The organism is Streptomyces lydicamycinicus (assembly GCF_000829715.2).
Lineage (GTDB): Bacteria > Actinomycetota > Actinomycetes > Streptomycetales > Streptomycetaceae > Streptomyces > Streptomyces lydicamycinicus.
Genome location: NZ_BBNO01000004.1, coordinates 940,827 through 966,121, shown reverse-complemented (window position 1 = coordinate 966,121; position 25,295 = coordinate 940,827). Strand labels below are relative to the sequence as shown.

The 25,295-nt window shown below is 72.0% G+C and carries 22 protein-coding genes and 1 other RNA gene; 18 read left to right on the top strand and 5 right to left on the bottom strand.

Annotated elements, in window-relative coordinates:
- The first annotated feature begins 67 nt into the window (after nucleotides 1-67).
- From TU31_RS17390 to ssrA, 3 genes are all read left to right on the top strand, one after another.
- A complete protein-coding gene (locus tag TU31_RS17390; protein WP_042155277.1) occupies nucleotides 68-1,285 on the top strand; it encodes a S41 family peptidase in 1,218 nt (405 codons plus the stop codon).
- Between the two features lie 18 nt (nucleotides 1,286-1,303).
- Nucleotides 1,304-1,801 carry an SsrA-binding protein SmpB gene (gene smpB, locus TU31_RS17385; RefSeq protein ID WP_042155275.1) on the top strand — a complete coding sequence of 166 codons (498 nt, stop codon included), beginning with the start codon at nucleotides 1,304-1,306 and terminating at the stop codon, nucleotides 1,799-1,801.
- 124 nt (nucleotides 1,802-1,925) lie between these two features.
- Nucleotides 1,926-2,295: a transfer-messenger RNA gene (ssrA, locus tag TU31_RS36220) on the top strand.
- 93 nt (nucleotides 2,296-2,388) lie between these two features.
- Here the strand turns inward: ssrA and TU31_RS17380 are convergent.
- Nucleotides 2,389-3,690 carry an MFS transporter gene (locus TU31_RS17380; protein ID WP_042155273.1) on the bottom strand — a complete coding sequence of 434 codons (1,302 nt, stop codon included), beginning with the start codon at nucleotides 3,688-3,690 and terminating at the stop codon, nucleotides 2,389-2,391.
- Nucleotides 3,691-3,812: 122 nt separating this feature from the next.
- Between TU31_RS17380 and TU31_RS17375 the strand changes: the two genes are divergently transcribed.
- Both TU31_RS17375 and TU31_RS17370 read left to right on the top strand, forming a co-directional pair.
- Nucleotides 3,813-4,787: a LysR family transcriptional regulator gene (locus tag TU31_RS17375; RefSeq protein WP_042155271.1), complete on the top strand. Its 975-nt coding sequence runs from the start codon at nucleotides 3,813-3,815 to the stop codon at nucleotides 4,785-4,787.
- Between the two features lie 116 nt (nucleotides 4,788-4,903).
- The gene (locus TU31_RS17370) at nucleotides 4,904-5,446 is read left to right on the top strand and encodes a DUF4232 domain-containing protein (protein ID WP_052718972.1); all 543 of its coding nucleotides are present in this window, start codon (nucleotides 4,904-4,906) and stop codon (nucleotides 5,444-5,446) included.
- Nucleotides 5,447-5,452: 6 nt separating this feature from the next.
- Here the strand turns inward: TU31_RS17370 and TU31_RS17365 are convergent, their stop codons facing one another.
- Complete coding sequence (locus TU31_RS17365) at nucleotides 5,453-5,773, bottom strand: DUF397 domain-containing protein (protein WP_042155269.1); 321 nt, start codon at nucleotides 5,771-5,773, stop codon at nucleotides 5,453-5,455.
- Nucleotides 5,770-6,597: a helix-turn-helix domain-containing protein gene (locus TU31_RS17360; protein WP_245698571.1), complete on the bottom strand. Its 828-nt coding sequence runs from the start codon at nucleotides 6,595-6,597 to the stop codon at nucleotides 5,770-5,772. Before TU31_RS17360 ends, TU31_RS17365 begins: the two co-directional genes overlap by 4 nt.
- A 270-nt stretch (nucleotides 6,598-6,867) precedes the next feature.
- Here TU31_RS17360 and TU31_RS17355 point away from each other — a divergent pair, with 270 nt between their 5' ends.
- Together TU31_RS17355 and TU31_RS17350 are read left to right on the top strand one after the other, a co-directional pair.
- Complete coding sequence (locus TU31_RS17355) at nucleotides 6,868-8,313, top strand: nitrate/nitrite transporter (RefSeq protein ID WP_245698570.1); 1,446 nt, start codon at nucleotides 6,868-6,870, stop codon at nucleotides 8,311-8,313.
- 253 nt (nucleotides 8,314-8,566) lie between these two features.
- Nucleotides 8,567-9,763 (top strand): uroporphyrinogen-III synthase, encoded by a 1,197-nt coding sequence (locus tag TU31_RS17350; protein WP_042155268.1) that lies wholly within the window; start codon nucleotides 8,567-8,569, stop codon nucleotides 9,761-9,763.
- A 39-nt stretch (nucleotides 9,764-9,802) separates the two neighbouring features.
- Here TU31_RS17350 and TU31_RS17345 read toward each other — a convergent pair whose 3' ends face one another.
- Complete coding sequence (locus TU31_RS17345) at nucleotides 9,803-10,579, bottom strand: class I SAM-dependent methyltransferase (RefSeq protein WP_042155266.1); 777 nt, start codon at nucleotides 10,577-10,579, stop codon at nucleotides 9,803-9,805.
- A 260-nt stretch (nucleotides 10,580-10,839) separates the two neighbouring features.
- Between TU31_RS17345 and TU31_RS17340 the strand changes: the two genes are divergently transcribed.
- The 7 genes from TU31_RS17340 to TU31_RS17310 all read left to right on the top strand — a co-directional run bounded on the left by TU31_RS17340 (nucleotide 10,840) and on the right by TU31_RS17310 (nucleotide 19,172).
- A complete protein-coding gene (locus TU31_RS17340) occupies nucleotides 10,840-11,493 on the top strand; it encodes a CGNR zinc finger domain-containing protein (RefSeq protein WP_042155264.1) in 654 nt (217 codons plus the stop codon).
- Between the two features lie 100 nt (nucleotides 11,494-11,593).
- Complete coding sequence (locus tag TU31_RS17335) at nucleotides 11,594-12,133, top strand: sigma-70 family RNA polymerase sigma factor (protein WP_107070693.1); 540 nt, start codon at nucleotides 11,594-11,596, stop codon at nucleotides 12,131-12,133.
- The gene (locus TU31_RS17330) at nucleotides 12,130-12,870 is read left to right on the top strand and encodes an anti-sigma factor family protein (RefSeq protein ID WP_042155260.1); all 741 of its coding nucleotides are present in this window, start codon (nucleotides 12,130-12,132) and stop codon (nucleotides 12,868-12,870) included. The genes TU31_RS17335 and TU31_RS17330 overlap by 4 nt, the downstream gene beginning before the upstream one ends.
- A gap of 249 nt (nucleotides 12,871-13,119) precedes the next feature.
- On the top strand, nucleotides 13,120-15,705 hold the full coding sequence (locus TU31_RS17325) for a HelD family protein (protein ID WP_042155258.1): 2,586 nt from the start codon (nucleotides 13,120-13,122) through the stop codon (nucleotides 15,703-15,705).
- 440 nt (nucleotides 15,706-16,145) lie between these two features.
- Nucleotides 16,146-17,579: an NAD-dependent malic enzyme gene (locus TU31_RS17320; RefSeq protein WP_042155256.1), complete on the top strand. Its 1,434-nt coding sequence runs from the start codon at nucleotides 16,146-16,148 to the stop codon at nucleotides 17,577-17,579.
- Between the two features lie 307 nt (nucleotides 17,580-17,886).
- Complete coding sequence (locus tag TU31_RS17315) at nucleotides 17,887-18,168, top strand: HU family DNA-binding protein (protein WP_006605312.1); 282 nt, start codon at nucleotides 17,887-17,889, stop codon at nucleotides 18,166-18,168.
- Nucleotides 18,169-18,503: 335 nt separating this feature from the next.
- Entirely contained in the window at nucleotides 18,504-19,172 is a 669-nt protein-coding gene (locus TU31_RS17310) for a maleylpyruvate isomerase N-terminal domain-containing protein (protein ID WP_042155254.1), read from the top strand.
- Nucleotides 19,173-19,317: 145 nt separating this feature from the next.
- On the opposite strand, the gene murA is transcribed toward TU31_RS17310, so the two are convergent.
- On the bottom strand, nucleotides 19,318-20,664 hold the full coding sequence (gene murA / locus TU31_RS17305; protein ID WP_042155251.1) for a UDP-N-acetylglucosamine 1-carboxyvinyltransferase: 1,347 nt from the start codon (nucleotides 20,662-20,664) through the stop codon (nucleotides 19,318-19,320).
- 295 nt (nucleotides 20,665-20,959) lie between these two features.
- Here murA and TU31_RS17300 point away from each other — a divergent pair, with 295 nt between their 5' ends.
- From TU31_RS17300 to TU31_RS17285, 4 genes are all read left to right on the top strand, one after another.
- On the top strand, nucleotides 20,960-21,631 hold the full coding sequence (locus TU31_RS17300) for a YqgE/AlgH family protein (RefSeq protein ID WP_042155249.1): 672 nt from the start codon (nucleotides 20,960-20,962) through the stop codon (nucleotides 21,629-21,631).
- Nucleotides 21,632-21,831: 200 nt separating this feature from the next.
- Nucleotides 21,832-22,512 carry a hypothetical protein gene (locus TU31_RS17295; RefSeq protein ID WP_042155584.1) on the top strand — a complete coding sequence of 227 codons (681 nt, stop codon included), beginning with the start codon at nucleotides 21,832-21,834 and terminating at the stop codon, nucleotides 22,510-22,512.
- 174 nt (nucleotides 22,513-22,686) lie between these two features.
- Entirely contained in the window at nucleotides 22,687-22,980 is a 294-nt protein-coding gene (locus tag TU31_RS17290) for a DUF3039 domain-containing protein (RefSeq protein ID WP_078568732.1), read from the top strand.
- 655 nt (nucleotides 22,981-23,635) lie between these two features.
- On the top strand, nucleotides 23,636-25,291 hold the full coding sequence (locus TU31_RS17285) for a beta-N-acetylhexosaminidase (protein WP_042155247.1): 1,656 nt from the start codon (nucleotides 23,636-23,638) through the stop codon (nucleotides 25,289-25,291).
- The last annotated feature ends 4 nt before the right edge of the window (nucleotides 25,292-25,295 follow it).

Genomic DNA, 25,295 nt, shown 5'->3' with positions numbered 1-25,295 from the left:
GCTTTGCCAAGGGGCGCCGTACGGCAACTTGCCGTACGGCGCCCTTTTGTCCCCTAGACTCACCGGCATGTCGGGCCCGTGTTCGTACGACCGGCCCCGCCGCATTCGCCGCGGGGCGGCCCTGACGTTGTTCCTCGCGAGCGTGCTCGCCACCGGTGTGGTGACGGGGACCTGGAGCGATGCGGCGGAGGGCGCCGCGGGGCGCACCGCCCCGGACCGGATGACCTCAGGAGAGCACGCCCGCAAGTCCGCCCTCGCGGACCGCGCCGCCGTCGAGCGGGCCGCTTCCGAAGCCGTCGAGGACGGCAAGTCCGGTGCGCAGGCCGCCGCCGAGGTCGTCAGCCGCAGCGGCGACCGCTGGTCGACGATCTACACCCCGGGCGAGTACGAGGATTTCCAGGAGCAGTTGGGCGGCGGCTATGTCGGCGTCGGGCTCTGGGTGCGGCCGGCGGACGGCGGCCGGATCGCGGTGTCCCGGGTCCAGCCGGGCAGTCCCGCCGCACGGGCCGGTATCGCGGTGGGCGACCGGCTGCGCGCCGTCGACGGCCACACCACGCGGCATGCCCCGGTCACCGAGGTCGTCGCCCGGCTGCGCGGTGCCGCCTCCGGGGGCGCCCAGGGGCCCGCCGTGGCCGGCAGCCCGGTGACGCTGGACCTCCAGCGCGGCGACCGCCGCTGGACCGAGACCCTGCACCGCACCCGGCTCCGAACCCGCAATGTCGTCGTCGACCGGCCGGCCGGTGGCCAGGGCCCGACCCGCGTCAAGATCGCCGCGTTCACCAAGGACACCGGCGACGCGGTCCGCCGCGCGGTGCGCCGGGCGTCCCCGGACGACGGCATGCTGCTCGACCTGCGGGGCAACACCGGCGGCCTGGTCACCGAGGCCGTCGCCACCGCCTCCGCCTTCCTGGACGGCGGCCTGGTCGCGACCTACGACGTCCGCGGCGATCAGCGTGTTCTGTATGCGAAGCGCGGCGGGAACACGCACGTTCCGCTGGTCGTCCTCGTCGACGGGGGCACGATGAGCGCCGCCGAGCTGCTGGCCGGCGCCCTCCAGGACCGCGGCCGGGCGGTGCTGGTCGGCTCCCCGACCTTCGGCAAGGGCGCGGTGCAGATGCCCAGTGAGCTCCCGGACGGCTCGGTCGCCGAGCTCACCGTCGGCCACTACCGCACCCCGTCCGGCCGGACCGTCGACGACTCCGGCCTCACGCCCGACCTCGTCGTGGGCAGTGGAGCCGAGAAACGGGCCCGCACGGTATTGAGTGGCCTCGGGGGCGGGTCTTAGTGCGAAAATGGCCGCACTATGGCTAAGGACAAGGGCAAGGGCAAAGACCCGGGGCGCAAGCTCGTGGCGCAGCACAAGAAGGCGCGGCACGACTACCACATTCTGGACACCTATGAGTGTGGTCTGGTGCTGACCGGCACCGAGGTGAAGTCACTGCGGCAGGGCCGGGCGTCGCTGGTGGACGGTTTCGTCCAGATCGACAACGACGAGGCCTGGCTGCACAACGTACATATTCCGGAATACGCCCAGGGGACCTGGACGAACCACAGTGCGCGGCGCAAGCGGAAGCTGCTGATGCACCGCGCCGAGATCGACAAGCTGGAGTCCAAGAGCCAGGAGTCGGGCCACACGATCGTGCCGCTCGCCCTCTATTTCAAGGACGGCCGGGCCAAGGTCGAGATCGCGCTGGCCAAGGGCAAGAAGGAGTACGACAAGCGGCAGACGCTCCGCGAGCAGCAGGACCGCCGTGAGACCGACCGGGCGATCTCGGCGGCCCGGCGGCGGCAGCGGGCCTGATCTGCCCCGATGGGGCCCGGTCCGGCCGGGCTCCCGGGAATACGCTGGCAACGGCGGGCGTTGTTCCCGTACGATGGCTGCGCACCCCACGAGGGGCGCAGGCACCACCTTGATAAATCAACATGGGGATGATCGGTTTCGACAGCGGATGTCGAAGCAGGGGAAGCGAGTCGAGGAAGCGGCAATGATCTCGTTAACCATATGTCGCAACCAATAATCGCCAACACCAAGCGCGATTCCTTCGCCCTCGCTGCCTAAGTAGCGACTTGCGAAGTGTCAGCCCGGGGATGTTCCCGACCCGGATCCTGGCATCAGCTAGGGAACTAAACTTCTGGACCCGGTCACGGGGTGCAGAAGGAAATTAAACAGTGACTGAGCCCGTCGGAGACTTGTTCGCGTGATCTCCGGGGCCGAGAAAATCGCAGCGAACTGCACTCGGAGAAGCCCTGATTCCGCACCGTTGGACGCGGGTTCGATTCCCGCCATCTCCACCACACGGAGAGCCGGGGGGTATGCCCCCCGGACCCCGTCATCCCATGTAGGCCCAGGCCCCGTCTGTCCGTGAGGACAGCGGGGCCTGAGTCGTTTCACGGGCGGTCCGGGCGCCGGCGGGCCGTGAGCAGGGTGACCGTCAGCGCGAGGGCGGCCGCCGCCGCGGGCACCCCGTAGGCCGCGCCCGGACCCGCCAGGTGCTCGACGGCCCAGCCGCCGCCCGCCGAGCCGGCCGCGATACCGCCGAGCAGTGCGGTCACGGCGAGGGTCATGCCCTCGTTCAGCTGCCCCGGCGGCGTCCGCGACTGGACGAGGCCCATACCGGTGACCATGGTCGGCGCGGTGGCCATACCGGCGGCCAGGAGGGCGACGGCCAGTGCTGCCGGGCTCCCCGTGGACGCGGCCAGCAGCGGGAGCAGCATCAGGGCCGCCATCGCCGCGGTGCAGACCAGGAAGCGGCGGCCGGGACGGGCTGCCGGTCGCAGCAGCCCGTAGAGCAGCCCGGCCGCACCGGAGCCGGCCGCCTGGAGGGCCAGCAGGGCGCCCCCGGTGGAGCGGATGCCGTGGGCGTCGGCGTAGGCGAGGGTGACCACCTCCAGGGAGCCGAAGATCGCGCCGGTGCAGAGGAAGGTGAGCAGGAGGGGCGGGAGGCCGGGCAGGCGCAGCGGGGAGCGGGTGGGGGCGTGGCCCGCGGTGCGGGGGGCGACCGGGGGTTCGGTGCGGCGCTGGGCCGCGAAGAGCAGCACCCCGGTGAGCAGCAGCGCCGCGCCTACCGCGGTGCCCGCCTCCGGGAAGAGGGTGGTGCACAGCAGGGTGGCGAGTACCGGTCCGAGCAGGAAGCACAGCTCGTCCGCGGCCTGTTCGAAGGAGTTGGCGGTGTGCCGGGCGGCCGGGTCGTCGCGGAAGAGGTGCGCCCAGCGGGCGCGGGACATCCCGCCGGTGTTGGGGGTCGTCGCGGTGGCGGCGTACGAGGCGAAGAGGGTCCAGTCGGGCGCGCCGTAGTGGACGCAGAGGAGGAGGGAGAGCGAGCCGAGGGTGGCGAGCGCGGTGGCCGGGACCGCGATACGGGACTGGCCGTAGCGGTCGATTAGCCGGGCGGTCCACGGGCCGGCCAGCGCCGTGGCCGCCAGACCGGTCGCGGTGACCGCCCCGGCCAGCGCATAGGAGCCGCGCGAGCCGGCGATCATCAGGACCGCGCTGATGCTGAGCATCCCCATGGGCAGCCGGGCCAGCAGGTTGGCGGCCGTGAAGGCGCGGGTCCCGGGGACGGCGAAGATCCGCCGGTAGGGCGCGAACGGGCGGAGGCGGGCGAGCGGACGGAAGCGTGCGCGGCGGCGGCGCGGGGCCGGGCGTACGGGAGGGGCAGTCACGGGCCGGGCGGCGAGGAAGAGGATCATGCCGTCTACGGTCGCCGCCGCGGCCCTCGCCCGTCCAACACCTGGTCAGCGCCCATTTACGCGACTGGGTTGTGAAGGGGGTGCGGGGGGATGCCGGGAAGTGATCCTGCCAGGATGGCCCGATGCCGTACGACACCGATCCGCGACTGCTGCGCGCGTTCACCGCCGTCGCCGAGGAGCTGCACTTCACCCGGGCCGCCGCCCGGCTGTACGTCGCCCAGCAGGCGCTGAGCCGCGATATCCGGCGCCTGGAGCGGGAGTTGGGCGCCACGCTGTTCGTACGGAGCACCCGCCGGGTCGCGCTGACGGCGGACGGGGAGCGGCTGCTGCCGTACGCGCGGCGGGTGTTGACCGCGCAGGACGAGCTGGCCGCCGCGTTCCGTTCCGCGCCGGAGCGGCCGCTGCTGGTCGATGTGAGCGTGCCGATCGGTACCGCCCACGCGGTGCTGGAGGCGGCCAGGGGCCGGGTGCCGGACGACTGTGAGCTGGTCGCCCGCTTCCACAGCGGGCTGACCGGGGCGGCGGCCGAGATCGCGGCCGGGCGGCTCGATGTCTCCTTCGGCCGGTACGCGGCGCTGCCCGCCGACGTACGCGCCGGACTCGGCCATCAGCCGGTCCGGCTGGAGCCGATGGCGGTCCTGCTGCGCGACGACCATCCGCTGGCCGCCCGCCCCGCCGTCCCGCTCGCGGAGCTGGCCGGCGAGACGCTCTACGCGGCCGCCGGGAATCCGCGGACCGTGGAGTGGACCGATCTGGCCGAGCGGCTCTTCGCCGGGCGCGGGATCGCGACGGCCGAGCCGTTCCCGGAGATCGAGGGCTCGCAGGAGTTCGTCCGGGTGGTGCGCAAGCGGGGGTGGTCGGTGCTGGCGAGCGTGGAGTTCATGGAGGTGCCGGGGATGGTGCTGCGGCCGCTCGTCGACCCCGTACCGCTCTCGCCGGTGTCGATGGTGTGGCGGCGCGGGCTGCGGCATCCGGGACTGGACGCGCTGCGGACGGCCGCCCGGGAACTGAGCGGACGGCACGCCTGGCTGGCGCCGCCCGGGGCCGCATGGTGGCTCCCGGAGGCGGATGCGCGGGCGATGGGCGTCGACGGGTGACGGCCGGCGCTGTGCCACATACGGCAGAAAATAGCCACGCACAGGCAACCGCAGGGGCGGGAAAACCTTTCCTTAACGGCAGGGAATCGTCCGTGGAACGAACAGGAGGAGCGGCCGTGCGACGGCGTTCACTTCTCGGCGCGGCCGCGGCCGCGCTGACCTTGACCGTCACGGCGGGCCTGGCCCTGACCGGCTGCGGCTCCCCGCGGATGGCGGCACTGCACGCCAACTGCACGACGAAGGGCCTCGGCTGGAAGGTCACCGTCCTCAAGAAGCGGCCGCACGCCGGGCATCGCGAGGCCCGGCTGTCCGTCGTCAACAAGGGGACCGACCCCTGTGTGTTCCGCGGCTTCCCGGGCTTCGCGGTCCACCTCGGCAAGGGGCCCCAGTCCGACGCCCGGGGGCACGGCCGGGCCCTGCCGATAGACCTGCGGCGCGGCGGCAAGGTCACGGCCGGTCTGCGCTACCGGGACTGCCCCAAGGGCTCGCTGCTGAACGAGCCCGTGGCCGTCACCAATGACACCGCCGTGGTGTCCGCGCCGTCCGACAAGGCGGGGGGCCGGGCGGTCGTGGCCCGCGACGAGAAGGGCAAGCGGCTGCGGATGAACATCTGCGCCGACACGATCTGGATGAGCGCGCCCCGGGAAGCGGCCGAGTAGGGCTGTTTACGGGGCCGTTGTGGCGGTGGCGGTACGTGCCGCGAACGAGGTGAACGCGGCCCAGGCGCCCGGTGCGAAGTCGAGGTGCGGGCCCTCGGGGTTCTTGGAGTCGCGGACGTGGATGGTGGCGGGGTGGGCGGCGACCTCTACGCAGGCGCCGCCTTCGTCGCCGCTGTGGGTGGACTTGTGCCAGTCGTAGGCGACTTCCAGGCAGTTGCCGCCCTCGTCGCTGCTGTAGCTGGACTTGCGCCATTCATAGGCCACTTCGAGGCAGTTGCCGCCCTCATCGCCGCTGTAGCTCGATTTGAACCATGTCAGGTGGGTCATCGCTCTCCTAGCAGCCGGTCCAGCAGACCCATGGTCTCTTCGGCGTCGAGGGCCTGCATTCGCAGCATTCCATACTTCTGAGCGAGGATGCTGACCTCCTCCGCGTCCGAAATCAGCACGCTGCTGCGCTGCGCCTCGGTGTACGCCAGGTGTTGATGATCGGGGGTTTCCAGCACCACGAATGGACCGGCGAGACCGGCGTGATGCTCGCGGCTCAGCGGCAGGATCTGCATCGAGACCCCGTCGAGTTCGGCGCAGGTGCGCAGGTGGGAAATCTGGGCCCGCATGACCTCCCGCCCGCCGAGATTGCTCGTCACGAGAGCCTCGGAGAAGACGAAGCTGGCGATGACAGGATTGGCCTTGTGCAGGATCTGGTGGCGTTCCAGCCGGGCTGTGACCCGCCGTTCGACCGTCTCCTCATCGAGGTACGGGATGTTGCTGCGGAAGGTGGCACGGGCGTAGCCCTCGGTCTGGAGCAGGCCGGGCAGGACCCCGTGTTCGTAGCCACTGAGCGCGATGGCCTGCTTCTCATACGCGATGAACTCCTCCGCCCAGATCGGATACTTCTCCTTCGGCGGCAGGTTCTCCACCCCCGTTGCCAACGCCCCGCCCGTGCCCAGGAGCTGATCGAGCTCCCGCGCCAGATGCGGCATGAGGGCCCGCCTGCCCTGCTCGATGGAGGCGATGGTCTCCTCGGCGACGGAGGTCCGTTCCCCGAGGGCGCGCTGGGTGAGTCCGGCCTTGACGCGGAACATCGCCAGTTGTGCGCCGATGACTTCCATGGCTGCGGAGTGCCGGTTCTTCGGCTTCTTTCGCGTCTGCATGGCCTTCCACTCCCCCTGGCCGGGCATCTGTGACCGTGTGTGCGCCCGTACTCACCAGGAGTACGGGTCCGCATGGCGCGGCAGCATAGTTACGCAGCGCGACCGTCGCCGGGGAATGCGCGGATCGCCCCCGCATGAGCGGCCGCGCGGCCTCACCCGCCCCCGCCACACCCGGTGAGCGCAAGGTTTCGTACGTGTCACCGGGCGGCACGGCACGGAAACCCGCCCTCCCTAGCGTCGGTGTGCAGGACCCGACCCCTGGGAGGCGCGATGACGGCCGCGGCAGCAGAGACCCGTAACGAGAGCCCTGACGGAAGTCATGGCGAGGTTCGGCGGAGGAGGGGTGGCCGCTGGATCGAGCGCTGGGACCCGGAGGACGAGGGCTTCTGGCGGGAGACGGGGGAGCGGATCGCACGGCGGAATCTGGTGTTCTCGGTGCTCTCCGAGCACATCGGGTTCTCGATCTGGAGCCTGTGGTCGGTGATGGTGCTGTTCATGGGGCCCGAGTACGGGATCGCGCCGGCCGAGAAGTTCTTCCTGGTGGCGATGCCGACGGTGGTGGGCGGGGTGCTGCGGGTGCCGTACACCTTCGCGGTGGCGCGGTTCGGGGGGCGCAACTGGACGGTGATCAGCGCCGCGTTGCTGCTGGTGCCGACCTCGGTGGCGGCGGTGGTGCTGGAGCCGGGCACCTCGTATACGACGTTTCTGCTGGTCGCGGCGCTGGCGGGGGTCGGCGGCGGGAACTTCGCCTCGTCGATGACCAACATCAACTCCTTTTATCCGCTGCGGAAGAAGGGGTGGGCGCTGGGGATGAACGCCGGGGGCGGGAACATCGGGGTGCCGGTGATCCAGCTGCTGGGGCTGCTGGTGATCGGCACCGCGGGGGCCGCACATCCGCGGATCGTGCTGGCCGTTTATGTGCCGCTGATCGTGATCGCGGCAGTGTGCGCGGCGCTGTTCATGGACAACCTCGCGCCGGTGACGAACGACACCGGGGCGGCCCTCGACGCCGCCCGGGAGCCGCACACCTGGGTGATGTCGCTGCTGTACCTCGGCACCTTCGGGTCGTTCATCGGCTACAGCTTCGCCTTCGGCCTGGTGCTCCAGAACCAGTTCGCGCGTACGCCCCTCCAGGCGGCGTCGCTGACCTTCATCGGGCCGCTGCTGGGGTCGCTGATCCGGCCGGTCGGCGGGCGGCTGGCGGACCGGTTCGGCGGCGCCCGGATCACTTTGGGGAACTTCGCGGCGATGGGCCTGGCCACCGGGGTCGTGATCTACGCGTCGACGGTGCGGTCGCTGGCCGTGTTTCTCGTCGGGTTCATCGCGCTGTTCGTGCTGACGGGGCTCGGCAACGGCTCCACGTACAAGATGATCCCGGGGATCTTCCAGGCCCAGGCGCTGCGGCGCGGGCTGGTGGGGGAGGAGGCCGCGGCGTACGGGCGGCGGCTGTCCGGGGCGGCGATGGGGCTGATCGGGGCGGTGGGTGCGCTCGGCGGGCTGGCCATCAACCTCGCCTTTCGCCAGTCGTTCCTGGTGGCGGGGTCGGGCACCCCGGCCTTTGTGTCGTTCCTCGGCTGCTATGTGGTGTGCGGCGCGGTGACCTGGACCGTATACCTGCGCCCGGCGGCCCGTGCGCGGCGGATGGCGCGGACGGCGGGCGCGGCGGAGGCGGCACCGGCGGACGAGGGGCGGCCCGCGGTGTACGCGGAGGTGTGAGCGGAGGGGGAGGGGCGGGCGCGGCGGTCTCCGGAGGGCGTCGCGCCCGCCCCGCGCCCTCCCTCGCGCCCGCCCCGTATCCGCCCGGTCGTACGGGCCGGGCGTGCGGAGCGTCGTAACCGCGGGGAAATATGGGAGGACCGGGACTGTCACGTGCTGTTGGCACGCTGGCGTCTTGGCACTCCGTGCCGCCCGAGCCGCGGCGGGACGGGAAGCACGAGGCACCACACCTCTCTGGCGGAGCGGGACGACCATGTACGAGCAGCAGCAGGAGCACGGCGAGCCGGTGCGGACGGCGCCGGAATCGGGTACCGAACCGGCCGTCCGGCCGCTGGAGGGGTTCACCGTCGGGGTGACCGCGGCCCGGCGGGCGGAGGAGCTGGGCGCGCTGCTGGAACGCCGCGGCGCACAGGTGCTGCACGCGCCCGCCCTGCGGATCGTCCCGCTGCCCGATGACACCGAGCTGCTGGCGGTGACCCGGGATCTGATCGAGCACGCACCGGACATCGTCGTGGCCACCACGGCGATCGGTTTCCGGGGCTGGATCGAGGCCGCGGAGGGCTGGGGCCTGGGCGAGGCGCTGCTGGACCGGCTGGCCGGGGTGGAACTGCTGGCGCGCGGGCCCAAGGTGCGGGGCGCCATCCGGGCCGCCGGGCTGACCGAGAAGTGGTCACCGGCCTCCGAGTCGATGGCCGAGGTGCTGGACCGGCTGCTGGCGGAGGGTGTCGCCGGGCGCCGGGTGGCCCTCCAGCTGCACGGGGAGCCGCTGCCGGGGTTCGTGGAGGCGCTGCGGGCGGACGGCGCCGAGGTCGTCGGCGTCCCGGTGTACCGCTGGATGCCGCCGGAGGACATCGGGCCGGTCGACCGGCTGCTGGACGCGGTGACCGGGCGCGGGCTGGACGCGGTGACCTTCACCAGTGCGCCGGCCGCCGCGTCGCTGCTGCGCCGGGCCGGGGAGCGCGGTATCCGCGAGGAGGTGCTGGCGGCGCTGCGGCACGACGTGCTGACGGTGTGCGTGGGGCCGGTGACCGCGCTGCCGCTGGAGGCGGAGGACGTGCCCACCCTCCAGCCGGAGCGCTTCCGGCTGGGGCCGCTGGTGCAGCTGCTGTGCCGGGAACTGCCGGGCCGGGTACGGCCGTTGCCGGTGGCCGGGCGGCGGCTGGAGATCCGGGGGCACGCCGTGGTGCTGGACGGTGTACTGCGGCCGGTGCCGCCGGCCGGTATGGGGCTGCTGCGCGCGCTGGCCCGCCGTCCCGGCTGGGTGGTCTCCCGTGCCGACCTGCTGCGGGCGCTGCCGGGCGCGGGCCGGGACGAGCATGCGGTGGAGACCGCGATGGCCCGGCTGCGGGTGGCACTGGGTGCCCCCAAGCTGATCCAGACGGTCGTCAAGCGGGGCTACCGGCTGTCGTTGGACCCGCATGCGGAGACGGACAAGTACGGCGGGGAGTAGGGGGCGGGGCGGGCCACTCTTGGTGCGCCGGAAGCCCCCCTACGCCGGGTTGCTGACGCGGATCTTGGACTGGCCGTGCGGGCGCTTCTCCCAGTCGTCCATGAAGCGCGCCTCCAGGCCGTGCTTGCGGGCCAGCCGCAGCAGGGTCTCGGTCCGGTAGTAGAAGTCCTCGCGCAGCACCTGGTGTTCGGCGCCCTCGGTGCGGTCGAAGGTGAAGTCGAAGAAGCCGCCGGGGGCCAGAATCCGGCCGACATGGGCGAGGCACTCGTCGATGACGTCGAGCGGTGAGTGCGAGAAGACGCTGTGCGCGTGGACGACGTCGAAGTGGGCGGACGGCAGGAAGTCCAGCTTCAGGTCCTGCGTGATCGTCAAGTGCGGCAGCTTGTCCTGGAGTTCGTAGGTGGTCAGGGTCCGCTTCGCGGAGATCAGGATGTCCGGCGAGATGTCGATGCCGTAGTAGTTGCCGGTGTCCAGGTAGGCGATGAAGCGCCAGCCGGCGCGCAGATTGCCGCAGCCGATGTCCAGCATCCGGTGGCCGGGCTTCAGACCGTGCTCGGCCAGGTAGTCGAACTGCATCTCGCCCAGTGCCAGCCAGCGCTCATGGCTGCGGCTGCCGACCGCGGCCTCCGGGTTGCGGCCGGTGTCGGAGGCCATCACCGCCCGGTAGTACGCGACGTGGCCGGGGTGTTTGAGGCGCAGCCAGGTGTCGCGGGCGGTGCGTTTGACGTACGGGGTGATCCGGGCCGGGTGGCGGAGCGCGTAGCCGACCTTGTGGGTGAGGCTGGCGCGGTTCGTGAGCAGGGACTTGCGCGACATGGAGACCTTCGTCCTGGAGGGGCTGAGGTACGGGGGCCGGGCAGGTGGAGCGGGACACGCCCCCAGCATGCGGCGGACCGGTGCCGGTGGCCTGCGGAGCGCGCGCCGCGGACTATACATCAAGTGTATACACCCAGAGTCTACTGGCGGTGTCCATGTGGCGCGGGTGCGCGGAGTGGGCGCCTCCGGAGGGTTCCGGCCGGACCGCGGGCCGGGCACTCTGGGAGCACACACGTCCGGTCCTAAGGAGTGACAGGAACATGGCGGTGCCTTGCGATCTGCGGTTCGACTGCGGGCGGCTCTGCCTGGACCTGGCGGCCACCGCCGACGGCACCGCCGCCGAACGCCTCACCGGCCCGGACCAGTTGCGGGCCTGGCTGACCGGTGCGGGCCTGGTGCCGCACGGCACCCCGCTGGACGGCGTCGACGGCGGCTGGCTCGGCCACTTCCGCGCACTGCGGGAGCTGCTGGTCCGGGTGGTGCACGACGAGCTGCGGGGCGGGGCGGACGGGGCCGATCTGGCGCTGCTCAACTCCGCGGCCGCCGCCGGTCAGCCGCCCGCCCCCAGTGCGGTACGCGCCGCCGACGGCACCCTGACCCGCGCCCTCACCGGCCCGCCCGAATGCGCCGGACTGCTGGCCGCGGTGGCCCGGGACGCGATCGGGCTGCTCACCGACGCGGTGGCGCGCGGGCAGCTGCGGCAGTGCGAGGGCGAGAGCTGCACCCTGGTCTACCTGGACACCTCGCGGGGTCGGCGCCGTCGTTGGTGCTCCAGCGAAGTGTGCGGCAACCGGGAGCGGGTGGCGCGGCACCGGCGGCGGACGATGGTGCGCCGGGAGCAGTCCGGGGACGCCGTCACGGGCCCCGTCACGGGCCCCGTCACCGCCGCGGAAAAATTTTCCGCCGGCCGCTGAACACCCCGCCCGTCCCGTCCGTACTCCTCACCGCAAGTCCGATTCATGGCAGGGTCCCCGTCGATCTTGGGCGATCTGGGCTATCGACCCGGGAGTTGGAGTGCGTAAGGATGCCGTCGTGGCAGACAGGACGACACCTGAAGAGGAGCTCATGCGAGCCCTCTATGACGATCACGCGGGCCCGCTTCTCGCCTTCGTCCTGCGGCTGGTGGCGGGCGACCGGCATCGCGCCGAGGACGTGGTGCAGGAGACGCTGGTGCGCGCCTGGCGCAACGCCGACCAGCTCCAGCGGGCGACCGGCTCGATCCGCCCCTGGCTGGTGACCGTCGCACGGCGGATCGTGATCGACGGGCACCGCAGCCGTAAGGCACGGCCCCAAGAGGTCGACGCGACCCCGCTGGAGACCATGCCCGCCGCCGATGTGATCGACCGGGCGCTGCGCCTGATGACGATCTCCGAGGCGCTGAGCGACCTGAGCCAGGCCCACCGAGAGGCCCTCGTCGAGACGTACTTCAAGGAACGTACGGTCAATGAGGCAGCGGAGGTGCTGCGCGTGCCGGCCGGAACCGTGCGGTCCCGGGTGTTCTACGCGCTGCGCTCCCTGAAGCTCTCGCTCGAGGAACGAGGAGTGACGGAGTGATCCCGCCCACGCAGCCGGACCGGCACAGCGACGTCGGCGCCTATGTGCTGGGCGTCCTGGACGCCGCCGACGCGGACCGGTTCGAGCGGCATCTCGTCGGCTGTGACCGGTGCGCGGCCGAACTCGAGGAGCTGATGGCCCTGACGCCGGTGCTCGCCGAGTTCAAGCAGTCCGCACCCACCCCGGAGACGATCACGGCCGTCCCCGGGCGCCGGGTACTGGACGGGCTGCTCGACGAGGTCGACGCCACCCGCCGAAGCCGTGGCCGGCGCCGGCTGTTCCTGGTCGCCGCGGCCGTCGTGCTGATCGTCGGCGGGCCGCTCGCCGCCGTCTCCCTCACGGGCGGAGGCGACAAGGAACCGGCGCCGCCGCTGGCGAACGCCGTCCGGGCGCAGTACGCCGCGGGCGAGAAGGTGACCTCCGTCGACCCGGAGACCAAGGTCTCGGCGGGCGTCTCCATGGCCGCCCGGCCCTGGGGCACCCAGGTCGTCATGGAACTCGCCAACGTCAAGGGGCCGCAGAGCTGCGACCTGGTCGCCGTCGGCAAGGACGGCAAGCGGCAGACCATCACCACCTGGGCGGTCCCCAAGGGCGGCTACGGCATCCCGGGCGGCGCCGAGAAGTGGAACCGCGAGCCCCTCTACGCGACGGGCGGCGCGGCCCTCAACCGCGGCGAGATCGACCACTTCGAGATCAACACGCTGGACGGCAAGCGGCTGGCCACGATCAAGGCCTGAGAAGCGGCCACGATCACGGCTGAGCATCCGGGGCGCCCGGACCGGCGCCCCGGCCGGACCCCGGGCGGGGCGCCGGTCAAGGACCGCCATGGCGCCGATCGGCAAAACCCCGGCCGGGCACACCCGATGTAGCCGCCCGAGTCAACATCCGACCAAACTCGCCCGTTTTTGTCCCTTTCACCAGGTGCGCAGCGTGCCTGCTTCGCGTACGGTTGACGGCTGCCCTACGCACAGCAGAAGGGGGCCTGGGTGGCCGCGCACAACGCCACGCACGCACCGGAGCACGCCCCGGATTCCGTTCGCGACCGCGAGATCGAGGCCGAACAGACGCATCTGGACCGTGTCTACCGGCGCCTTGAGGAGAAGATCCACGAGGCGGAATTCCTGATGGACGACGCCGCCAAGCGCGGCCAGGTCGGCACGCCCGGCGCGCTCGCCGAGCGGGACGCCCAGGTCTTCCAGGCCGGCGTCCATCTCCACCGACTGAATTCCGAGTACGAGGACTTCCTCTTCGGCCGCATCGACCTGCTCCTCGGCAAGGACGGCAAGAAGGGCCCGGACGGCGCCTTCACCTCCGTCGAACCCGCCGACGGCGCGATCGAGAACAACCGCGCCACCATCGCCGAGACGCTGCACATCGGCCGGCTCGGCGTCCTCGACGCGGACTACTCCCCGCTGGTCATCGACTGGCGGGCGCCGGCCGCCGCCCCCTTCTACCGGGCCACCCCGGTCGCCCCCGGCCGGGTCGTGCGCCGCCGGGTGATCCGCTCCAAGGGCCGTAAGGTCCTCGGCGTCGAGGACGATCTGATGCGCCCGGAGATCACCGCGACGCTGGACGGCGCGGAGCTGCCGGCGATCGGTGACGGTGCGCTGATGGCCGCGCTGGGCCGGGCCCGCAGCCACACCATGCGGGACATCGTCGCCTCCATCCAGGCCGAGCAGGACAAGGTGATCCGGGCGCCCGCCGCCTCCGTCACCGAGGTCGAGGGCGGACCCGGCACGGGCAAGACCGCGGTCGCCCTGCACCGCGCCGCCTACCTCCTCTACCAGGACCGCCGCCGCTACGCGGGCGGCATCCTCATCGTCTCCCCGACGCCGCTGCTGGTCGCCTACACCGAAGGCGTACTGCCCTCGCTGGGCGAGGAGGGCCAGGTCGCCATCCGGGCACTCGGCTCGCTGGTGGATGGCGCCGAGGCCACCGCCTACGACCCGCCCGCGGTGGCCCGCATCAAGGGCTCCTCGCGGATGCAGAAGCTGCTGCGCAAGGCGGCCCGGGGCGCCCTGGAACTGGCCGCGCCGGGCGCGCAGCCCACCGGCCCGGCAGCCACCACGGCGGCGGCGAACGGGCACGGCAGCGGTGCCAGGGCAGGCGACGGGGCCGGGAACGGGAACGGGGCCGGGGACGCCCAGCTGTCCCTGGACGACCTCATCGGGACGGCCGGGAACGAGACGGACGGGGACGCGGCCGGCAACGGCAGCCGCAGGAGACGCACCCGCGGCCCGCGCCCCGGCCCGGCCACGCCCGACGCCGGCCCGCCCACCCACCTTCGCGTCGTCGCGTTCGGCGGCCGGATCGAGCTGGAGGCCGACGAGCTGCGCGCCATCCGGCAGTCCGCGCTCGGCGGCACCGCACCGGTCAACCTGCTGCGCCCGCGGGCCCGCCGGCTGATCCTGGACGCCCTGTGGACCAAGTCGGGTGCCGCGCGCCGCTACACGGACCCCGAGCTCGCCGCCGAGGCCCGTGAGGGCTTCGACGAGGACATCACCACCGAGCCCGACTTCCAGGAGTTCCTGGACGCCTGGTGGCCCGAGCTGACCCCGCGCGGGGTACTGGCCGCCATGGCCGACGAGCGGCTGCTCGGCCGCTGGGCGCGCCGGCTGCTCACCTCGCGCGAGGTACGCCAACTGGCCCGTTCGCTCCAGCGGTTGGACCGCGGCGGCCAGGGCCCGCTGTCGGTGCACGATGTCGCCCTGCTGGACGAGCTCCAGATGGTCCTCGGCGCCCCGATGCGCCCGGCCCGCCCGCGTGAGGCCGATCCGCTGGACCACCTGACCGGCCTGGAGGAGCTGACCACCCACGCGGACCGCATGGGCGGCGGCCGCAGCCGGCGCGAACGGCTGGAGGAGGAGCGCACCGACTACGCCCATGTCATCGTCGACGAGGCGCAGGACCTCACGCCGATGCAGTGGCGGATGGTCGGCCGCCGCGGCCGGCACGCGACCTGGACGGTGGTCGGCGACCCCGCGCAGTCCTCCTGGTCCGACCCGGACGAGGCCGCCGTCGCCCGCGACGAGGCGCTCGGCACCCGCCCGCGCCGCCGCTTCACGCTCACCGTGAACTACCGCAACCCCGCGGAGATCGCCGAGCTGGCCGCCCGGGTGCTGGCGCTGGCGATGCCCGGTATGGCGTCCCCGAAGGCGGTTCGCTCCACGGGCCTGGAGCCCCGCTTCGCGCTCACCCCGGACGGGGAGGGCCCGGACCGGTCCGCCGGTGACGCGGCGCTGGCGCAGGCCACGGTGGCCGAGGCCGAGCGGCTGCTGGGCGAGGTGGACGGCACGGTCGGCGTCGTGGTGGCCATGAACCGCCGTGCGCAGGCCCGCCGTTGGCTGGCCCCGCTCGGCGACCGGGTGGTGGCGCTGGGCTCCCTGGAGGCCAAGGGGCTGGAGTACGACGCGACGCTGGTGGTCTCACCGGCCGAGATCGCCGACGAGTCCCCGGCCGGACTGCGGGTCCTGTATGTGGCGCTGACCCGGGCCACCCAGCAGCTGACCGTACTGTCGGCCGAACGGGACGAACCGGACGCGGCCGGAGTGCCCGACCTGCTGCGGGACTGAACCGGCCGCCGGCCCCGGGCCGGCACCCGTTCGGCGGCCTGCGCCGGGCGTGCGCGCCGCCGTCCGAGGGGTCTTGAAATCGGCCCCGCGGGACGGGATTCGCTTCCGGGGATGGTTTGTTAGCCTGGGTGACGGCACCGGCTCGATCCAAGCCCCCGGGCCCAACCATCGTCGCTACGAGCGACCACTTGCCGCGAGGCGAGCATGGCGGGTCGGTGCCGCTAACGTACGAGAGGCCCACGTCACCCCGTGACGTGGGCCTCTTTGCTGTGGTCTTTTACTGCGGCCACAATCTCTCGTATGGTGGAAGTCGTTTTCCGAATTAGCCGCCGTCCGCGAACAAAACGTTCTCAATGCCGGGCGGCTACCGCGTACTCCGCGGTAGGTGCGACGATCGGACGGCAAATTCAGCCACACGGTGAAAGCAGAGGAAGTCGGCCATGGCAACGGCGCCCAGCGTCTCCTACTCGATGACGGTCCGGCTGGAGGTGCCCGCGAGCGGAACCGCGGTCTCCCAGCTCACCACGGCCGTCGAGTCCCACGGAGGCTCGGTGACCGGCCTCGACGTCACGGCATCCGGCCACGAGAAGCTCCGGATCGACGTCACCATCGCGGCGACCTCCACGGCCCACGCCGACGAGATCGTCCAGCAGCTGCGCACCATCGAGGGCGTCTCGCTCGGCAAGGTCTCCGACCGTACGTTCCTGATGCACCTCGGCGGCAAGATCGAGATGTCGTCGAAGCACCCCATCCGTAACCGTGACGACCTCTCGATGATCTACACCCCCGGTGTCGCCCGCGTCTGCCAGGCCATCGCCGACAACCCCGAGGACGCCCGCCGCCTGACCATCAAACGCAACAGCGTCGCGGTGGTCACCGACGGCTCCGCCGTCCTCGGCCTCGGCAACATCGGCCCCAAGGCCGCACTGCCCGTCATGGAGGGCAAGGCGGCCCTCTTCAAGCGCTTCGCCGGCATCGACGCCTGGCCGCTGTGCCTGGACACCCAGGACACCGACGCCATCGTGGAGATCGTCAAGGCCATCGCCCCCGGCTTCGCGGGCATCAACCTGGAGGACATCTCCGCCCCCCGCTGCTTCGAGATCGAGGCGCGGCTGCGCGAGGCCCTGGACATCCCGGTCTTCCACGACGACCAGCACGGCACCGCCATCGTGGTGCTCGCCGCGCTCACCAACGCGCTGCGCGTCGTCGGCAAGAAGATCGAGGACGTCCGGGTCGTGATGTCCGGCGCCGGCGCGGCCGGTACCGCCATCCTCAAGCTGCTGATCGCGGCCGGTGTCCGGCACGCCGTCGTCGCCGACATCCACGGTGTGGTGCACGCCGGCCGCACCGACCTGGTCGGCGCCGACCCGGACTCGCCGCTGCGCTGGATCGCCGACAACACCAACCCCGAGGGCGTCACCGGCACCCTCAAGGAGGCCGTGGTCGGCGCGGACGTCTTCATCGGCGTCTCCGCGCCCAACGTCCTGGGCGGCGAGGATGTCGCGAGGATGGCCGAGGGCGCGATCGTGTTCGCACTCGCCAACCCGGACCCCGAGGTCGACCCCGCCATCGCCCGGCAGACCGCCGCCGTGGTGGCCACCGGCCGCTCCGACTTCCCCAACCAGATCAACAACGTCCTGGTGTTCCCCGGAGTCTTCCGCGGCCTCCTGGACGCCCACTCCCGTACGGTGAACACCGAGATGATGCTGGCCGCGGCCGGAGCCCTCGCGGACGTCGTCCTGGAGGACGAGGTCAACCCGAACTACATCATCCCCAGCGTCTTCAACGAGAAGGTCGCGGGCGCGGTGGCCGGGGCGGTCCGGGAGGCCGCGAAGAGCGGTGACCCGGCTGTGACGGCCACCACGGCGGTCTGAGTACGGCGCGTCGCTGGACACGCCGTCGTTGGGGCCCCCATAGGGTGGCGGGCAGCAAGCGACCGCCGCCCTGTGGGGCCGGCCCGGAGCGGGAATGATACGGAGCGTCACCACTAACGAGGCAGTGGCGCTTTTCGTGTGACCCTCCTGGGTGCCGGATTGGCTTTACCGCCGCAGGTGGGGGCAGGATGCGTAATCGGGCGCGAGGGTCTGGCACCAGACCCGGGTCCGGGGACTGTCCGAGGACCCTGGCAGCATCGGCTTCGATCTCACGCCTCATTGGCAAGAAGAACACGGGAGTACAAACATGAACCGCAGTGAGCTGGTGGCCGCTCTGGCCGATCGCGCCGAGGTGACCCGCAAGGACGCCGACGCCGTTCTGGCCGCCCTCGCCGAGGTGACCGGCGAGGTCGTCGCCAAGGGCGACGAGAAGGTCACCATCCCCGGCTTCCTGACCTTCGAGCGCACCCACCGTGCCGCTCGCACCGCGCGCAACCCGCAGACCGGCGACCCGATCCAGATCCCGGCCGGCTACAGCGTGAAGGTCTCCGCGGGCTCCAAGCTCAAGGAAGCCGCCAAGGGTAAGTAAGACCCTCAGCACGGCATGACAGGGCGGCCATCCCTTTTGGGGGTGGCCGCCTTTTCGTGTGCCGGGGGAGCGCTCCGGGGCCGTACGGGGCGGGCGGTGGGCCCGTATGGGGCAGCCGGTGCCCGCGAGGCGCCCTGTGCCCGCCCCGGAGGAGCTGGGCGGGGTGATCGGGAAGTCTCCGGGGTGTACGTCCGTCAGGCGGGCTGCCACGGCCGTACGGGGGGCGGATACGCGGTGCGGCACGGTCGGGTGCGTGGGCGGGCGAGTGAGATGTCCCGGGGCCGTAGCGGACAAATGCGCTTGTCGCCCTCGCGGTACCGCTCTACCTTGCCGAGGTGGATCTCTTCTCACGCTCCTGGACGGCGTTGCGGGCGGCGGTCGCCGGACTCCGGGACGCGGACTTCGCGCAGCCGTCCGGCTGTACCGGCTGGCTCGTACGGGACCTGGTGTGCCATCTGGTCATCGACGCTCAGGATGTCCTGATCACCCTGGTGACTCCGGCCGAAACGGAACCGACCCGCGATGCGGTGTCTTACTGGGATGTCGCCGCGGCGCCGCCGACCGGTGACGACCCGCTCGACGCGCTGACCGTCCGGCTGGCCGCCGCGTACCAGGAGCCGTGGCTGCTCAAGTTCCATCTCGACGACCTCGGCTCCGCGGCCGGCCGTGCCGCCGAACTCGCCGACCCGGACCGCCGGATCGGCACCCGTGGCGAGGTCCTCACCACGGGCGACTACCTCTCCGCGTACGTCCTGGAGTGGACGCTGCACCACCTCGACCTGATCGCGCGTCTGCCGGATGCGGCGGAACCGCCCGCGGAGGGGCTGGCCCGGTCCCGCGCGATGCTGGAGGAGATCGCCGGGGCCGCGTTCCCCGCGTCGTTCTCCGACACGGACGCGCTGCTGGTGGGCACCGGACGGCGTACCCCGACCGAGGCGGAGCAGGCCGAACTGGGCGCGCTGAACGGGAAACTCCCGCTGTATCTCGGGTGCTCGCCCGAATGAACGGGGCGGTGTCGGAACCTGCCCTACGGGCGCGTGGCCACCGTGCGCAGGGCAACTGCCGGACGGCGCCCGGCCGGGACCGCCGGGCGCACCCATGCAAAGCAAGAGGGCGGCACCCCTCCGGGTACCGCCCCCTCGGCGCGGCTCAGTTGGGCAGTGCGCCGTTCGGCAGCTCTACATCGGCGCCGAGTTCGACGAGCTTCTCCATGAAGTTCTCGTAGCCGCGGTTGATCAGGTCGATGCCGTGCACCCGGGAGGTGCCCTGGGCCGCCAGCGCCGCGATGAGATACGAGAAGCCGCCGCGCAGGTCGGGGATGACCAGGTCGGAGCCCTGGAGCTTGGTGGGCCCGGAGACGACCGCGGAGTGCAGGAAGTTGCGCTGGCCGAAGCGGCAGGCGGAACCGCCCAGGCACTCGCGGTAGAGCTGGATGTGCGCGCCCATCTGGTTGAGCGCGGAGGTGAAGCCGAGCCGGGACTCGTAGACCGTCTCGTGCACGATCGACAGGCCCGAGGCCTGGGTCAGCGCGACGACCAGCGGCTGCTGCCAGTCGGTCTGGAAGCCGGGGTGGACGTCGGTCTCCAGGGCGATGGCGTTGAGCAGACCGCCCGGGTGCCAGAAGCGGATGCCCTCGTCCTCGATCTCGAAGGCGCCGCCGACCTTGCGGAAGGTGTTGAGGAAGGTCATCATCGACCGCTGCTGTGCGCCGCGGACATAGATGTTGCCCTCGGTGGCCAGCGCCGCGGACGCCCAGGAGGCCGCCTCCAGGCGGTCCGGGAGGGCGCGGTGGGTGTAGCCGTCGAGCTTGTCGACACCGGTGATCCGGATCGTCCGGTCGGTGTCCATGGAGATGATCGCGCCCATCTTCTGCAAGACGCAGATGAGGTCCTCGATCTCCGGTTCCACGGCGGCGTTCGACAGCTCGGTGACGCCCTCGGCCAGGACGGCGGTCAGCAGCACCTGTTCGGTCGAGCCGACCGACGGGTACGGCAGCCGGATCTTGGTGCCGCGCAGCCGGTGCGGCGCCTCCAGGTACTGCCCGTCGGCGCGCTTCTCGATCGTCGCGCCGAACTGGCGCAGCACGTCGAAGTGGAAGTCCACGGGTCGGCCGCCGATGTCGCAGCCGCCCAGGCCGGGGATGAAGGCGTGGCCGAGGCGGTGCAGCAGCGGGCCGCAGAACAGGATCGGGATCCGGGAGGAGCCCGCATGCGCATCGATGTCCGCGACGTTGGCGCTCTCCACGTGCGACGGGTCGAGGATCAGCTCGCCCGGCTCGTCACCCGGGCGCACCGTGACGCCGTGCAGCTGGAGCAGCCCGCGCACCACGCGTACGTCGCGGATGTCGGGCACGTTGCGCAGTCGGCTGGGGCCGCTCCCGAGGAGGGCGGCGACCATGGCCTTGGGCACAAGGTTCTTCGCGCCGCGAACCCGGATCTCGCCCTCGAGCGGGGTGCCGCCGTGGACAAGCAGTACGTCGTCAGTAGAGACGGTCATGGATCTCGCGTTCCTGGAGACGGGCAGGGGCCAAGCTGAAATGGTAAGGGCGCCGGAGGGTGAGTCCGTAGGCCCGTGCACGCTTTGCACATGTAATGGCTTTGTCACAACACGCTCCGCTACGATCAGGCTTTGCTCCGTAATCGCCCTTTGGGGGAATTGCCGGGGAATGTCCCCAATGAGCGTCCGGCGCGAACGGTGTGCGCCGGTGCTGCCGCCGTACGCCCTGCCCTGCTCTCACGCGGGTCCCGGCGTTGACTCCCCGCTCCGGGCAGAAGTGCGGGATCATGTGGCCATGACCGAGGTGTCCTCGCTCACAGGGCGGCTACTCGTCGCGACGCCCGCGCTCGCCGATCCGAACTTCGACCGCGCGGTGGTGCTGCTCCTCGACCACGACGAGGAGGGCTCCCTCGGCGTGGTCCTGAACCGCCCCACCCCGGTCGGGGTGGCGGACATCCTCGCGCCCTGGGCCGCACTGGCCGGTGAGCCCGGAGTGGTCTTCCAGGGCGGACCGGTGTCGCTGGACTCGGCGCTCGGCGTGGCCGTGGTGCCGGGCGGGCTGTCCGGTGAGGGCGGTATCCCGTCGGTGGACAGCGGCGCCCGCCCCCATGACGACGGTGTGGAGGTCGCCGGTGTACCGGCCGCGGACCGGGCGGGCGTCCAGTCGGGTGACGAGCCGCTGGGCTGGCGCAGGGTGCACGGTGCGATCGGCCTGGTCGATCTGGAGGCCCCTCCGGAACTTCTCGCGGCGGTGCTCGGCAGTCTGCGGATCTTCGCCGGGTACGCGGGCTGGGGGCCGGGCCAGTTGGAGGACGAACTGGTCGAGGGCGCCTGGTACGTGGTCGAGTCCGAGCCCGGTGATGTCTCCTCGCCCGACCCGGAGCAGCTGTGGCGCGCGGTGCTGCGGCGCCAACGCAATGAGCTGGCCATGGTGGCCACCTACCCGGACGATCCGTCGCTGAACTGATCCCTGCCGGGGCGGGGCTGAACCTGCCCGTCCGGGGTGCCGCGCGGCCGGTGCCTCAGGAACCCCATTTTGTTGACGACTTGATTATTGTGACGGCTTCGTCATGGGGAATTGTCAGCGCCCGTCGCTATGGTGCGGGATGACAGGGGACGGTGCGCGGCCGCGTCGGCGGGGCCGCGCTGGACAAGCGGGGAGAGGCCATGCACAGGCCGAGCGTGCCCGAGGATCTGGACCACCCGGAGCGCCTGTGGGCGCGTGCCGCGACGCTGGCGGTAGTGGCGGCCGCCGTGGACGACGGGGACGAATTCTCCTGGAGCGACCAGGGATTGCAGTGCTGGAACGTCGGCGGAAGCTACTGGTGGCGGCTGAAGATGTTCGAGGGCGGCCGGGCCCTGCTGTGCGGCCAGGACTCCGACGGCAGTCACACGCACAGCGGAGGCCGGCAGATCGACTTTCTGGACGGCGGCCCCGCGTGGCTGCCCTGGGAGGAGCTGCGGGAGGACGCCGACGGCAATCTCTTCGGCTTCGTCTACTGGTGGCAGGACGGCGCCTGGGGCCGCGCGCCGTACCCCGAGAAGATGCCGGACGACGGCCTGGAAACGGCCATGAGCTGGGTCGCGCCCGGTGACGACGCGGTCCGGGAGATCGCCGAGGACCTCGTGGCGCGTACGGAGACCGAGGTCGACGCGGTGGGAGCGGTGCGCGCCTTCCTCGCCGCCGCCGAGGCCCGCACGGTCCGCGCCCAGGACATCGCCACCCTGCTCGACACGGTCTGCGGTCAGGACACCTGGTACGAGGTCCGGCCGGACGCCGCGCTGACGTTCGCCACGGAGCTGGGACTGACGGCGGGGGACCGGGACGGGATGGCGGTCGCCTTTTAGCCACCCCGGCCCTCCATCTGGGCAGTACGGCCGGTTCGGCGCCCGGCGGGCCGAAGCTCGGGGCGGGGCCGGCGCCCTACCCGCTGCCCTGGGTGGCGGCCGCGGGTCCGGCGCTCCACCTGGCGGTGGGCCGACGCTCCCGGGTTGCCGCGCGCGTGAGTACCCTTGGCTGTTATGAGCACTGTTGAGCCCGAGCGCGGGGCAGGTACGGGGACCCTCGTAGAGCCGACACCGCAGGTGTCGCACGGCGACGGCGACCACGAGCGCTTCGCCCATTACGTCCAGAAAGACAAGATCATGGCGAGCGCGCTCGACGGGACCCCCGTCGTCGCGCTGTGCGGCAAGGTCTGGGTCCCGGGCCGTGACCCGAAGAAGTACCCGGTCTGCCCCATGTGCAAGGAGATCTTCGAGTCCATGGGCGCCGGTGGCGACAAGGACAAGGGCGGCAAGGACGGCGGCAAGAAGTAGCCGCGGCGGACCGTGTCCCTCGGGCCGGTCCTGCCCCTCCGTCAGCGCATGAGCACGGCCGCGCGCCCGGCCGCACGCGCTCAGACCCTGCCATGGGCACAGCAGAGCCGCAGGACACGGTCCTCGTCCTGCGGTCGTGGCGCCCCGCCTCGGGTACGGGCCCGGTCCCTCGCGGACCGGGCCCGCTCGCGTGCCCGCTCGCGCTTCCGAGTGAAACGGGGGCACGGTCCGCAGCCGCCTCACGGGTCGGGTGAACGGGCGACGTCCCGGCGCCCGGGCGCACAACCGCCCGTGGGCGCCCAGCAATTGCCCGGCCCCTGTCACCCCCGCCCCCTCTCCGCGCCGGCCACTTCCGTCCCGCCACCACGGCCCGTGCACCACGTCCCCCGGCCGGTGCCGCCGAATACGCCACCACCCCGCCCCGGCGCGGCCGGTCTTCCGCCCGCCGGACGGGGCGAACGGCGCGCGACCATGGCAGCATCGCCCGTGACGGCCCTCCCCGTGCTGGTCGCCTCTTCTGCTCCCTGCTCCCCGCTTGACGCTTCCTGCTCTCTGATCCCTGCTCTCTGCGTACGCGGACAGGTCTTCTGCTCTTCCGCGTACTCCGACAGGCCGGACGGTCCCGGGCCGGCCGGCACGGTGAAGGACGGACGGTATGCCGGATACGCACACCACCCCCACGGCACCGGGCGGCGGCCTGGTCCCGGCACCGCTGAGCATCGACGGGCCCGGCCGCGGCACCGTCCGGCTGGGCGCGGACACCGCGTTGGCGGCCGGTCCCGGCACCGAGGGCACCGCGCGCTGGCTGCGTGACACCCTCGGCGCGGCCTTCGGTCTCCCGCTGCCGCCCGGCTCCGGCAACGCGCCGGACACGCTCGCCCTCGCCGTCGACCCGGCCCTGCCCCCGGAGGGCTACCGGCTGGTGGCCGACGCCCGTTGGGGCGTACGGATCACCGGCGGCGGCCCGGCCGGCGTCTTCTGGGGAGCCCAGACGCTGCGGCAGCTCCTCGGGCCGCTCGCCTTCCGTCGGGCGCCGCTCGCACCGGGGTGCGCGGCCGTCCTGCCGGAACAGACCATCGAGGACGGCCCCCGCTTCGCCTGGCGCGGCATGCTGCTGGACGTCGCCCGGCACTTCCTGCCCAAGGACGGGGTGCTGCGCGTCCTCGACCTGCTCGCCGCCCACAAGCTCAATGTCCTGCACCTCCACCTCACCGACGACCAGGGCTGGCGGATCGAGATCAGGCGCTACCCGAAGCTGACCGAGGTCGGCGCCTGGCGGGAGCGCACCAAACTCGGGCACCGGGCCTCTCCGTTGTGGGACGAGCGCCCGCACGGCGGCTACTACACCCAGGACGACCTCCGCGAGATCGTCGCCTACGCCGCCCAGCGGCATATCACCGTCGTCCCCGAGATCGACATCCCCGGACACTCGCAGGCCGCCATCGCCGCGTACCCCGAACTCGGCAACACCGACGTCATCGACACCACCTCCCTGAAGGTCTGGGACACGTGGGGCGTCAACCCCAACGTACTGGCCCCCACTGACACCACCCTGCGGTTCTACGAGCACGTCCTGGACGAGGTCCTCGGCCTCTTCCCCTCGCCGTTCGTGCACATCGGCGGCGACGAGTGCCCCAAGGACCAGTGGCGGGCGTCCGCCACCGCCCAGGCGCGAATCACCGAACTGTCGCTGGCCGACGAGGACGAACTGCAGAGCTGGTTCATCCGGCACTTCGACCGCTGGCTCAGCGACCGCGGCCGGCGGCTGATCGGCTGGGACGAAATCCTGGAGGGCGGACTGGCCCCGGGCGCCGCGGTCTCCTCCTGGCGCGGCTACGCGGGCGGTATCGCAGCCGCGAAATCCGGCCATGACGTCGTCATGTGTCCCGAGCAGCAGGTGTATCTGGATCACCGTCAGCACGCCTCCCCGGACGAGCCGGTGCCGATCGGTTTCGTACGGACCCTGGAGGACGTCTACCGCTTCGAGCCGGTACCACCGGAGCTCACGGCCGAGCAGGCCGCGCACGTCCTGGGTACCCAGGCCAATGTCTGGACCGAGGTCATGGACAGTCAGCAGCGCCTCGACTACCAGGTCTTTCCCCGGCTGGCCGGGTTCGCCGAGGTCGCCTGGTCCCGGCTGCCCGCCCCGGCCGCGCGCGACTACCAGGACTTCACCCGGCGGATGGCTGCCCACTACACCCGCCTCGACGCCCTCGGCGTCGGCTACCGACCGCCCGGCGGCCCCCTCCCATGGCAGAAACGCCCCGGCGTGCTCGGACGCCCGATCGACGGGGCGCCCCCAAACGTGTGAGCCC

Bases quoted from the DNA above. Each gene is read 5' to 3' on its own strand.
- TU31_RS17390 (WP_042155277.1), top strand. From the start codon at position 68: ATGTCGGGCCCGTGTTCGTACGACCGGCCCCGCCGCATTCGCCGCGGG.
- smpB (WP_042155275.1), top strand. From the start codon at position 1,304: ATGGCTAAGGACAAGGGCAAGGGCAAAGACCCGGGGCGCAAGCTCGTG.
- TU31_RS17380 (WP_042155273.1), bottom strand. From the start codon at position 3,690: ATGATCCTCTTCCTCGCCGCCCGGCCCGTGACTGCCCCTCCCGTACGC.
- TU31_RS17375 (WP_042155271.1), top strand. From the start codon at position 3,813: ATGCCGTACGACACCGATCCGCGACTGCTGCGCGCGTTCACCGCCGTC.
- TU31_RS17365 (WP_042155269.1), bottom strand. From the start codon at position 5,773: ATGACCCACCTGACATGGTTCAAATCGAGCTACAGCGGCGATGAGGGC.
- TU31_RS17360 (WP_245698571.1), bottom strand. From the start codon at position 6,597: ATGCAGACGCGAAAGAAGCCGAAGAACCGGCACTCCGCAGCCATGGAA.
- TU31_RS17355 (WP_245698570.1), top strand. From the start codon at position 6,868: ATGACGGCCGCGGCAGCAGAGACCCGTAACGAGAGCCCTGACGGAAGT.
- TU31_RS17350 (WP_042155268.1), top strand. From the start codon at position 8,567: ATGTACGAGCAGCAGCAGGAGCACGGCGAGCCGGTGCGGACGGCGCCG.
- TU31_RS17345 (WP_042155266.1), bottom strand. From the start codon at position 10,579: ATGTCGCGCAAGTCCCTGCTCACGAACCGCGCCAGCCTCACCCACAAG.
- TU31_RS17340 (WP_042155264.1), top strand. From the start codon at position 10,840: ATGGCGGTGCCTTGCGATCTGCGGTTCGACTGCGGGCGGCTCTGCCTG.
- TU31_RS17320 (WP_042155256.1), top strand. From the start codon at position 16,146: ATGGCAACGGCGCCCAGCGTCTCCTACTCGATGACGGTCCGGCTGGAG.
- TU31_RS17315 (WP_006605312.1), top strand. From the start codon at position 17,887: ATGAACCGCAGTGAGCTGGTGGCCGCTCTGGCCGATCGCGCCGAGGTG.
- murA (WP_042155251.1), bottom strand. From the start codon at position 20,664: ATGACCGTCTCTACTGACGACGTACTGCTTGTCCACGGCGGCACCCCG.
- TU31_RS17300 (WP_042155249.1), top strand. From the start codon at position 20,960: ATGACCGAGGTGTCCTCGCTCACAGGGCGGCTACTCGTCGCGACGCCC.
- TU31_RS17295 (WP_042155584.1), top strand. From the start codon at position 21,832: ATGCACAGGCCGAGCGTGCCCGAGGATCTGGACCACCCGGAGCGCCTG.
- TU31_RS17290 (WP_078568732.1), top strand. From the start codon at position 22,687: ATGAGCACTGTTGAGCCCGAGCGCGGGGCAGGTACGGGGACCCTCGTA.
- TU31_RS17285 (WP_042155247.1), top strand. From the start codon at position 23,636: ATGCCGGATACGCACACCACCCCCACGGCACCGGGCGGCGGCCTGGTC.